The sequence below is a fragment of the Streptomyces siamensis genome (assembly GCF_039543605.1).
GTDB lineage: Bacteria > Actinomycetota > Actinomycetes > Streptomycetales > Streptomycetaceae > Streptomyces > Streptomyces siamensis.
In genome coordinates this window covers 97,513-105,984 of record NZ_BAABKB010000046.1, presented here as the reverse complement: position 1 = coordinate 105,984, position 8,472 = coordinate 97,513, and the positions used below count along the sequence as shown (strand labels likewise).

The 8,472-nt window shown below is 70.9% G+C and carries 7 protein-coding genes; 2 read left to right on the top strand and 5 right to left on the bottom strand.

Going from position 1 to position 8,472, the window contains the following annotated elements:
• Positions 1-313 precede the first annotated feature (313 nt).
• The gene (locus ABEB03_RS42065; RefSeq protein ID WP_345658340.1) at positions 314-1,321 is read right to left on the bottom strand and encodes a stage II sporulation protein M; all 1,008 of its coding nucleotides are present in this window, start codon (positions 1,319-1,321) and stop codon (positions 314-316) included.
• Between the two features lie 119 nt (positions 1,322-1,440).
• Between ABEB03_RS42065 and ABEB03_RS42060 the strand changes: the two genes are divergently transcribed.
• Positions 1,441-2,541, top strand: a complete 1,101-nt coding sequence (locus ABEB03_RS42060) for an RDD family protein (protein ID WP_345658339.1) — start codon at positions 1,441-1,443, stop codon at positions 2,539-2,541.
• A gap of 85 nt (positions 2,542-2,626) precedes the next feature.
• Here ABEB03_RS42060 and ABEB03_RS42055 read toward each other — a convergent pair whose 3' ends face one another.
• Positions 2,627-3,271 carry a hypothetical protein gene (locus tag ABEB03_RS42055; RefSeq protein WP_345658338.1) on the bottom strand — a complete coding sequence of 215 codons (645 nt, stop codon included), beginning with the start codon at positions 3,269-3,271 and terminating at the stop codon, positions 2,627-2,629.
• Between the two features lie 100 nt (positions 3,272-3,371).
• Positions 3,372-4,829, bottom strand: coding sequence for an adenosylhomocysteinase (gene ahcY / locus ABEB03_RS42050; protein ID WP_345658337.1), 1,458 nt, complete (start codon positions 4,827-4,829; stop codon positions 3,372-3,374).
• A gap of 395 nt (positions 4,830-5,224) precedes the next feature.
• Between ahcY and lepB the strand changes: the two genes are divergently transcribed.
• A complete protein-coding gene (gene lepB, locus ABEB03_RS42045) occupies positions 5,225-5,971 on the top strand; it encodes a signal peptidase I (RefSeq protein WP_345658336.1) in 747 nt (248 codons plus the stop codon).
• A 164-nt stretch (positions 5,972-6,135) separates the two neighbouring features.
• Here lepB and ABEB03_RS42040 read toward each other — a convergent pair whose 3' ends face one another.
• On the bottom strand, positions 6,136-7,113 hold the full coding sequence (locus ABEB03_RS42040) for a cation diffusion facilitator family transporter (protein ID WP_345658335.1): 978 nt from the start codon (positions 7,111-7,113) through the stop codon (positions 6,136-6,138).
• 164 nt (positions 7,114-7,277) lie between these two features.
• The gene (gene manA, locus ABEB03_RS42035) at positions 7,278-8,429 is read right to left on the bottom strand and encodes a mannose-6-phosphate isomerase, class I (RefSeq protein WP_345658334.1); all 1,152 of its coding nucleotides are present in this window, start codon (positions 8,427-8,429) and stop codon (positions 7,278-7,280) included.
• Between the last annotated feature and the right edge of the window lie 43 nt (positions 8,430-8,472).

Here is an 8,472-nt window from a genome sequence, read left to right as displayed (position 1 = left end):
GCGTTTCCGACTCTATCAGATCTTTCCGATCCGATTTCCTCGGTGCTTTCCAGGTTCCCGCTCTCGCGTTTCCCTTTCCGGCGACTCCGACTTTATCAGAAGTTTTGGGCCGGACTGACCGGCGGCCATTTCTGAATCATCGGGGGTGGCTTCTTCGAAATCGATGTCTCGAGAAGCAAGCAGAGACTAACTGCTGCCACCGGCACATGTCCAGTTCTAGGCAACTGTTCGAATCTACCTCCCCGCTGGTTCCGTGTCAACGGCTCCTGTGGGGCGAAGAGGAGACTAGCAGGTCAGCGGGGGTGTCCGCACATCAGGCGGCCGTCGGTAGCGTCGCGCTGCGCTCGGACTCGTCGACGTCGCCCGTGTCGCCGGCGCGTGCCGCGCGTCCGCCCAGGACATAGACGTACGCGAGGAACGCCAGTTCAGCGGCGATTCCGATGCCTATTCGGGCCCAGGTGGGAAGGCCGGACGGCGTGACGAAGCCTTCGATGGCTCCCGACACGAACAGGATCAACGCCAGGCCTATCGCCATCCCCACGGCGGCTCGCCCCTCCTCGGCGAGCGCTGTTCGGCGCGTCCGGGGGCCGGGATCGATCACGGTCCAGCCGAGCCGCAGCCCGGTGCCCGCGGCGACGAAGACGGCGGTCAGTTCGAGAAGGCCGTGCGGGAGGACGAGTCCAAGGAACGTGTCGAGGCGGCCGGCGGAGGACATGAGGCCGATGCCGACGCCGAGGTTGAGCATGTTCTGGAAGAGGATCCAGAGCACCGGTAGGCCCAGGAAGACGCCCAGGACCAGGCACATCGCGGCGGCCTGGGCGTTGTTCGTCCACACCTGGGCCGCGAAGGAGGCGGCGGGGTGGCTGGAGTAGTACGTCTCGTACTGGCCGCCGGGGCGGGTGAGGTCGCGCAGTTCGCTCGGCGCCGCGATGGACGACTGGACCTCGGGGTGCGCGCCGATCCACCACCCCAGGAGCGCCGCGACCAGGATGGACACGAGAGCCGTGGGGACCCACCAGTGACGCGAGCGGTAGACCGCCGCCGGGAAACCGTGCGTCAGGAAGCGGGTGACGTCGCGCCAGGATGCCCGGCGGGTGCCCGTCACCGCGCTGCGCGCGCGTGCCACCAGTTGGCTGAGGCGGCCGGTGAGCTGTGGGTCCGGGGCGCTGGACTGGATCAGGGAGAGGTGCGTGGCGGTGCGCTGGTACAGGGCGACGAGTTCGTCGGCCTCTGCTCCGTTCAGGCGGCGCTGGCGGCGCAGCAGGGCATCCAGCCTGTCCCACTCGGCGCGGTGGGCGGACACGAAGACGTCGAGGTCCATCGGGTTGGCTGCTCCTCGGCTGCTCGTCGTGGGGGTCAGCTGGTGGTACTGCGGCGCGATGTGACCTCAGCTTGGCAGACTGGCCGTTCTCGGGGCAGGCCAGGGGAAGGACAGCGGGCGTGAGTGAGCTAGTGACGGGTGAGGCGGTCGCGCTGGAGTTGCGTCCCGCCAAACTGCCGAGCCGGGCGCTGGCCGTGTTGCTCGACCTGGCGGTGGCTGTCGCCGTCTACGTCGTCGTGACGATCGGTCTGATCGCGTCGACGGCCACGCTGGACGACGCGGCGCAGGTCGCGGTCTCGATCGCCGCCTTCGTGCTGGTGCTGGTGGGCGGGCCGATCGCGGTGGAGACGCTGAGCCACGGCCGTTCGCTGGGGAAGCTGGCGTGCGGTTTGCGGGTGGTGCGTGACGACGGGGGCCCGATCCGGTTCCGGCACGCGCTGGTGCGCGGGGCTGTGGGGGTGGTCGAGATCCTGATGACGTTCGGGATCGTCGCGTGCATCGCCTCGCTGGTGTCGGCGCGGGGGCGTCGGCTGGGTGACGTGTTCGCGGGGACCCTTGTGGTCCGGGAGCGGATCCCGGTGGGGCACATGCCGTACGTGCCTCCTCCGCCGCCGTGGCTCGCGGGACGGTTCGCCGAGCTCGACCTGTCCGCCGTTCCGGACGGGTTGTGGCTGGCCGTCCGCCAGTACCTGACACGGATGCAGCAGCTGGATCCGCAGGTCGGCTGGGCCATGGCGGAGCGGCTGGCTTCCGATGTCGCCGCGCGTACGGGGACTCCGGCGCCGCAGGGCGTGCCGCCGGCCGCGTATCTGGCGGCGGTGGTGCAGGAGCGGCAGGCGCGGGAGGTCCGGCGGACATTCGGTGGTGGGGCGGCCGGTTTCGCGCAGCGGGGTGCCGGCACATACCCGACCGGTGCGCCGGGAGTGCCCGGACCCGCGATGCGAGCACCAGGCGCCGGGCCTCACGGAGCTCCCCCGCCCTACGCCGGGCCTCACGCTGCTCCCCCGCCCTACGCCGCTCCTCAGTCCTACGCCCCTCCCCAGCCGTACGCGCCGGCGGCTGCCGGGGGTCGGGACGTGTCTCCGCAGCAGACGCCGAGGCCGACGCAACCGGCCGCCGTTCCTGAGGCCCACCGGCCCGACCGGCCCGACCTCCGGGACGGGCACGATCGGAACGAGGAGGCAGGTCCTCCCGCGACGGGATTCGTGCCGCCCGCTTAGCGGCCGCGGGGCGGCGCGACGCGTCGGTCGTCGTGCGAACCGGCGGCCGCCTGGTGGACCGCCGCGTCGGGTGGACCCGGCGTCGTCAGGTGAACACCGACGGCGGGGTTTCGAGGTGCTCCAGCTCGATGCCGGGCGCCGCGAGGACCACGTCCCCCGCGATGTGCACGGCGTGCTGTTCCCCCGTGTCCAGGGCTGTGACCTGGTATTCGTCCACGATCAGAGGGCCGCTGTCAGTGGCGTGTGCTTCGCTTGCGATCAAGGCCCAGGACTGGTCGAGGGTGCGCGGGGCGAGGACGGGGTCGGTGAAGGCGACGAGGCGTACGCGGGTCGCCGAGGCGGAGGGGGTGAGGCGAAGGAGACGGGCGGTGGCGACGAGGAAGGCGGGAGACGTACCGGTGAATGCGTGTGCGGGCACGTTGCCTTCGGTGGCCTCCGCGCCGGTGGGGTCGGTGCGGACCCAGGTCACGCCGTCGAGGGCGGCGCCCCGGACCTGCCAGCCGGCGGCGTGGAGTTCGAGACGGATGGGCCGGCCGAGTTCGTCGAGGGCGAGGTCGACGGAACCGGTGACCTCGCTGTGGTGGGGGCCGGGCGCGTTGCCGCTGTCGGAGGGGGTGGTGCGTTGAGCGACGTAGCGCCAGCCGGAGGGGCCGGGCGCGCAGTGGAAGTGTTCTTCGGCGAGGGGGGTGTGGTCGTGCGGATCATGGAGCGAATATCGGCCGCGGGGCATGGGCGTTCAGGTCCTCATCGGGGACAGGCCCCCGCCGTGACGGCGAGGGCCTGCTGACATCCGTACGCCGAGCGGTGGTACCGCTGCTCGGCGGGGGTGCTCAGTAGCGGTAGTGGTCCGACTTGTACGGGCCCTCGACCTCGACACCGATGTACGAGGCCTGCTCGGGGCGCAGCGTCGTCAGCTTCACGCCGAGCGCGTCGAGGTGGAGGCGGGCGACCTTCTCGTCCAGGTGCTTGGGCAGCGTGTAGACGTCGGTCGGGTACGACTCCGGCTTGGTGAACAGCTCGATCTGGGCCAGGGTCTGGTCGGCGAACGAGTTGGACATCACGAAGGACGGGTGTCCGGTCGCGTTGCCCAGGTTCAGCAGGCGGCCCTCGGACAGCACGATGATGACCTTGCCGTCGGGGAACTTCCAGGTGTGGACCTGGGGCTTGACCTCGTCCTTGACGATGCCGTCGATCTTCGCGAGGCCGGCCATGTCGATCTCGTTGTCGAAGTGACCGATGTTGCCGACGATCGCCTGGTGCTTCATCTTGGCCATGTCCGCGGCCATGATGATGTCCTTGTTGCCCGTCGTGGTGACGAAGATGTCGGCCTTGTCGATGACCTCGTCGAGGGTCGTGACCTGGTAGCCGTCCATCGCCGCCTGCAGGGCGCAGATCGGGTCGATCTCGGTGATGATCACGCGGGCGCCCTGGCCGCGCAGGGACTCCGCGCAGCCCTTGCCCACGTCGCCGTAGCCGCAGACGACGGCGGTCTTGCCGCCGATCAGGGTGTCGGTGGCGCGGTTGATGCCGTCGATCAGGGAGTGGCGGCAGCCGTACTTGTTGTCGAACTTCGACTTGGTGACGGCGTCGTTCACGTTGATCGCCGGGAACAGCAGGGTGCCGTCGCGGTGCATCTCGTACAGGCGGTGGACGCCGGTCGTGGTCTCCTCGGTCACGCCGCGGATCTCCGAGGCGAGCTGGGTCCACTTCTGCGAGCCGTCGGTGATGGTGCGGTGCAGGAGTTCGAGGATGACGCGGTGCTCGTCGGACTCGGCGGTGTCGACCGAGGGGACCTTGCCGTCCTTCTCGTACTCGACGCCCTTGTGGACGAGGAGGGTGGCGTCACCACCGTCGTCGAGGATCATGTTCGGGCCGCCGGTGGGGCTGTTCGGCCAGCTCAGGGCCTGCTCGGTGCACCACCAGTACTCCTCCAGGGTCTCGCCCTTCCAGGCGAAGACCGGGACGCCCTGCGGGTTGTCGGGCGTGCCGTTCGGGCCGACGGCGATGGCCGCGGCGGCGTGGTCCTGGGTGGAGAAGATGTTGCAGGAGGCCCAGCGGACCTCGGCGCCGAGGGCGACCAGGGTCTCGATGAGGACGGCGGTCTGCACGGTCATGTGCAGGGAGCCGGTGACGCGGGCGCCGGCGAGGGGCTGCGCCTCGGCGTACTCCCGGCGGATCGACATCAGGCCGGGCATCTCGTGCTCGGCGAGGGTGATCTCCTTGCGGCCGAAGTCGGCCAGGGAGAGGTCGGCGACCTTGAAGTCCTGTCGGTTGTCGACAGTCGTCATTGCGAGCTGCTCCTCGGTGTCGGGGCGAGGTGGATAGGGCTGGTCTGCGCGCCGACGGGCACAGGGATGCCCGGCTGGACACGGGTGTGCCCGATGCGCGCAGCGCAGTCCGTCGGAGGCCCTCTCTCCCTCGGCCGGTCCGCGGTGGGACCGCCCGACCGCCATCAGCAGCGACGTCTGGCTCAGCCACAAAGCTACACCGGTGGGCGGGGCTCGCCCCAGTCCGCCTCCGGACGGACGGGGGCCTCGCGGGTACGGGTCCGGCCGGTGAGGGGAGGTGGACGAGGGACGTCCGCCCAGGGTGCGGGGGCGGTCGGTGGCTGCTCGTGGCGCCGCGACGGCTAGCCTCTGCGCGCGCGGAAATTCCGTGCGGGGTGGGGCTGGAGGGTGTCGCGGTGCGCAAGGGGCGAGGGCTGACGATCACGGCGTGGGTGTTGGGGCCATTGGGGCTGGTGTTGGTGCTCGGGTCGATTCTGGCCGCGCGTACGGCGTTCACGACGACTCAGGTGCGCAGCGACAGCATGGCGCCCACCTACACCGTGGGCGAGCGGCTCGTGTTCGAGCGGATCGACGGGAGCGAGGTGCGGCGTGGTGACGTGGTGCTGTTCCGGTCGCCGGAGCGCTACTCCTTCTCGGGCAACGTCCTGCAGCGCGTCATCGGGGTCGGCGGCGACCGGGTGGTGTGCTGTGACGGCGAGGGTGCGGACGAGCGGATCACGGTGAACGGGAAGCCGCTCGACGAGCCGTACGTCAAGGACGGGGTCGCGGACGGGACGCACCAGCGGTACGACGTGAAGGTGCCCGAAGGCCGGCTGTTCCTGCTCGGTGATCACCGCGTGAACTCGCGGGACTCGCGGTTCTTCCCGGACGACCACGGCGGGACGGTGCCGGTCGGTGCCGTCCAGGCCCGGGTGACCGAGGACCGGGCGTTGCCCCTGGCGCTCGCGGGGGCCGGGGTGCTCGGGGTGCCCGTCGCGCTGGCGGGCGTGGGCATCGGGATCGCGGCGTTCGTCGTACGGCGGCGGGCCCGGGCGGTGCCGCCCATGCCGCCGTGGGCCGTGTACGGCGGCCCGGGCGGCACGAGTGGTCCCGGCGGCATGAGTGGCCCGGGCGGCATGAGTGGCCCAGGCGGCATGAGCTGATCGGCCGGGGGACATCGCGAACAGAGATGTCGAAGAGACGCGGAGCCGGGAAGAGCCGGACGCGAACGGCCGCGGGGCCCGCCTGGAATCGCAGGCGGGCCCCGCGGCGTGCGAGCGTCCGGTGGCGCCGGCGCCGGGCGGGCCCGGCGCCGTGGGCGCGAAGGTCAGTGCTCGACCGGGTGGGCCGGGCCACCGGGCGTCGCCTCGGGGTCGGCGCCCTTCGCGGCCTCGGCCTCGCTGTAGATGTCCGGCTCCAGGTAGATCACCCGGGCGATCGGGACGGCGGTGCGGATACGGGCCTCGGCGGCGTCGATCGCGGAGGCGACCTGGGCCGCGGTGTCGTCGTGCTCGACGGCGATCTTCGCGGCGACCAGCAGCTCCTCGGGGCCGAGGTGGAGCGTGCGCATGTGGATGACGCCGGTGACCGTGCGGCCGTCGACGATCGCGGTCTCGATCTTCTTGACGTCCTCGACGCCCGCGGCCTCGCCGAGCAGGAGGGACTTGGTCTCGGCCGCGAGGACCAGGGCGATCAGGATGAGCAGGACACCGATGCAGACCGTGCCGATGCCGTCCCAGATGCCGTCGCCGGTGAGCAGGGCCAGGCCGACACCGCCGAGGGCGAGGACGAGACCGATGAGCGCGCCGAAGTCCTCAAGGAGGACCACCGGCAGCTCGGGAGCCTTGGCGCGGCGGACGAACTGCGCCCAGGACAGCCCGCCGCGCAGTTCGTTGGACTCCTTGATGGCCGTACGGAAGGAGAAGCCCTCCGCGATGATGGCGAACACCAGGACGCCCACCGGCCAGTACCAGTGCTCCAGCTCGTGCGGGTGCTTGATCTTCTCGTAGCCCTCGTAGACGGCGAACATGCCGCCGACCGAGAAGAGGACGATCGAGACGAGGAAGGCGTAGATGTAGCGCTCGCGGCCGTAGCCGAAGGGGTGCTGCGGGGTCGCCTCGCGCTGCGCCTTCTTGCCGCCTATGAGCAGAAGGGCCTGGTTGCCGGAGTCGGCGAGCGAGTGGACGCCCTCGGCGAGCATCGAGGACGAGCCGCTGAAGGCGAACGCCACGAACTTCGATGCCGCGATCGCGAGGTTGGCGCCGAGTGCCGCCACGATCGCTTTGGTGCCGCCTGAAGCGCTCATGTGCTCCTGCTGTCCCTTCGTACGCCGTCCGGGTCCCGGTCCGTACCCTCGTACCCCGGTCCGGGCTTTGCCCGCCCTTTGCGGTGGGCCATTGTTGCAGCCCGGTGCCACAGGGGTGCGGCTGGCCACCGTGACGAGGGGTCCAGGACACCGAGGATGCCCTGTCAGGCCACCACTGTCGCGCGGAAGACCGTGCCGTTCCCTGACACTTCGGCCTTTTCGCCGGCCGGGACGAAGACCGACTGTCCGGGGGCCAGCGCGATGTGGCCCGCGAGCGCGGTGCCCGCCGTGCAGAGGAGGATCTGCGGTGTGTCACGGGTGAGGTCGTGCGGGACGGCACCTTCCGCCAGGACGTACCGGGAGAGCCGGAACTCGTCGATGGGGGTCGCGTAGACCTCCTCGCCGTCCGGGGACGCCTCCGGGCGCAGGACGCCCGGGTCGGTCGCCTCGAAGCGGACGATGCGCAGGAGTTCGGGGACGTCGACGTGCTTGGGGGTGAGACCGCAGCGCAGGACGTTGTCGGAGTTGGCCATGATCTCGACGCCGAGGCCGTTCAGGTAGGCGTGCGGGACTCCCGCGCCGAGGAACAGGGCCTCACCCGGCTGCAGTTGCACGTAGTTGAGCAGCATGGCGGCGATGACGCCGGGGTCGCCCGGGTAGTGGTGGGCGAGGTCGGCGTACGGGGCGTAGGCGCCGCCGAGGCGGTCGCAGGCGGCAGCGGTCTCGGTGACGGTGTGGGCCATCTCGTCGGGGTCGGCGCTCAGCACCGCCGTCAGGACCTCGCGCAGCGCGGCGTCCTCCGGGTGCGCGTGCAGCAGGTCGACGTACGGCTTGAGGGAGTCGACGTCGAGTCCCGCGAGCAGGTCGGCGGCCTCGCCCGGGGCCCGGAAGCCGCACAGGCCGTCGAACTCGGTGAGGGCGCAGATCAGTTCGGGCTTGTGGTTGGCGTCCTTGTAGTTGCGGTGCGGTGCGTCGATCGGGACACCGCGGCTCTCCTCGTCCTCGAAGCCCTCCCTGGCCTGCTCCAGGTCGGGGTGCACCTGGAGGGAGAGGGGGGCGCCGGCGGCGAGGATCTTCAGCAGGAACGGCAGGCGGGGACCGAACTTGGCGACCGCGGCACGGCCGAGTTCCCGCTCGGGGTCCTCGCCGACGACCTCGTTGAGCGGGCCGCGCCCGGTGCGCGAGGGAGCACCGGGGTGGGCGCCCATCCACATCTCCGCCTGCGGTTCACCGGTCGGCTCCGCACCGAGCAGCCGCGCGATGGCGGTCGTCGAACCCCAGGCGTAGGGGCGGATGGTGTTGTCGAGGCGGTCCATACGAGTCTCCGCGGTTCCTTCCGGGTACGACGCGGATCCTGCC

Excerpts from the sequence above, each read along its gene's own strand:
- ABEB03_RS42055 (WP_345658338.1), bottom strand. The coding sequence starts at position 3,271 with ATGCCCCGCGGCCGATATTCGCTCCATGATCCGCACGACCACACCCCC.
- ABEB03_RS42040 (WP_345658335.1), bottom strand. The coding sequence starts at position 7,113 with ATGAGCGCTTCAGGCGGCACCAAAGCGATCGTGGCGGCACTCGGCGCC.
- ahcY (WP_345658337.1), bottom strand. The coding sequence starts at position 4,829 with ATGACGACTGTCGACAACCGACAGGACTTCAAGGTCGCCGACCTCTCC.
- ABEB03_RS42065 (WP_345658340.1), bottom strand. The coding sequence starts at position 1,321 with ATGGACCTCGACGTCTTCGTGTCCGCCCACCGCGCCGAGTGGGACAGG.
- manA (WP_345658334.1), bottom strand. The coding sequence starts at position 8,429 with ATGGACCGCCTCGACAACACCATCCGCCCCTACGCCTGGGGTTCGACG.